This is a genomic window from Dietzia alimentaria 72 (assembly GCF_000226215.1).
GTDB classification, from domain to species: domain Bacteria; phylum Actinomycetota; class Actinomycetes; order Mycobacteriales; family Mycobacteriaceae; genus Dietzia; species Dietzia alimentaria.
In genome coordinates this window covers 1-1,434 of the sequence record NZ_AGFF01000015.1, presented here as the reverse complement: position 1 = coordinate 1,434, position 1,434 = coordinate 1, and the positions used below count along the sequence as shown (strand labels likewise).

Annotated in this window: 1 protein-coding gene; it reads left to right on the top strand. The window is 66.4% G+C overall.

Annotation, left to right across the window (positions count from 1 at the left end):
* Positions 1-441: 441 nt before the first annotated feature.
* Positions 442-1,302, top strand: coding sequence for a DUF559 domain-containing protein (locus tag ON04_RS07070; protein ID WP_010540901.1), 861 nt, complete (start codon positions 442-444; stop codon positions 1,300-1,302).
* Positions 1,303-1,434 lie beyond the last annotated feature (132 nt).

The window sequence follows — 1,434 nt, the reverse complement described above, 5'->3', positions numbered from 1 at the left end:
ATCCCGCCCGGCTTACGCTGCCTACCCGACCACTCCGTGCACTCCGCCAGCGCATCCCGCCCCGCTTACGCTGCCTACCCGACCCGCGCTGGCGGAGTGTCCGCCTTGGGTCCGGTTGCGCTGGCGGTGTGGACCCGGCCGCCAGCACAGGTCATGGAGGCAGCGCATCCCGCCACATTGACGCTGCTAGTCGGTACACGGCACTGCACAGTCGCGCATCTCGCAGCATCTGCCGCTGAATTCCAGCCGCGGGAGGCTCCGCGCCCGCGCCCGCGCCCACGCCGACCCGGCCCCAGTCTCAGCCCCGGCCTGTCGGTGCCGCCCGAGTGCTAAAAGCGAAATCTGCGCACTTCAATCCACAACCGCTCACTTATCCACAGCTTGCGGTCCCGGCGCTTTCTCCGTCGGGAATTGTCTGTGCGAGCAGGCAAGATCCACTCCATGGAAACACGCACAGACAACACTCATCCCGCCCTGCACCTCGCGCGCCTGAGCCACGAGATCGCGCTGATTCCGCGACGACGCCGTCAACGCGACTTCGTCAGAATCGCCGACGGACTCTGGCTCCCAGCCACCGCCGAGCGCGACCTTGGCACCCTCTCGGTCGCCTATTCGCGGCTCTACCCGAACGCAGTCCTGACCGGGTGGTCCGCTGCTGCGGTGCAGGGCCTCAGTCCCCCGGATCACGCCGTTCCGGAATTATCGGTCGGGCCCCATGGACGAGCTCGCGAAGGATTGAAGATCCGGCGGTACGAAGTGCCGGAGCAGGCGATCCTCACCGTGAACGGGGTTCGAGTCACGTCGATTCGATGGACGGCGTTCGATCTCGCCAGATTCAGCGATCATCTGGACGGGGTGCTGGCAATCGAGGAGCTTTACCGATGTGGCTTGTCCCGCGCCGCGTTCAGCGAAACCGTCACGTACATGAGCGGAGTCTGGGGAGTCGCCCGGGCACGACGGGTCCTCGCTCAAGCTGATCCTCGAAGCGAATCCCCGCGCGAGACGGAGACTCGACTGTTCCTTCACTCGGCCGGCTTCACCGGGTTCGTCTCGCAGGTCGAAGTGCCGGAACTCGGCTATCGCATCGATCTGGCGGACCCGGCGCACAGGATCGCTGTGGAATACGACGGTGCTCACCACGATGATCCGATCCAGCAGTCAAAAGACCGACGACGACGGAACCGACTGCAGGCGGCGGGGTGGATCGTCATTGTTGTGGACCGCCGACTATTCCGCGATCAGCGCGACGAGATCCTCGAACAGGTCGAGGCGGCCTATCGGCTCCGTCGGGCGGCCGCGTGAACCGACCGGCAGCGTCAGTGTGGCCGGATGCGCTGCCTCCGTGACCTGTGCTGGCGGCCGGGTCCACACCGCCAGCGCAACCGGACCCAAGGCGGACACTCCGCCAGCGCGGGTCGGGCTGGCAGCGTAAGC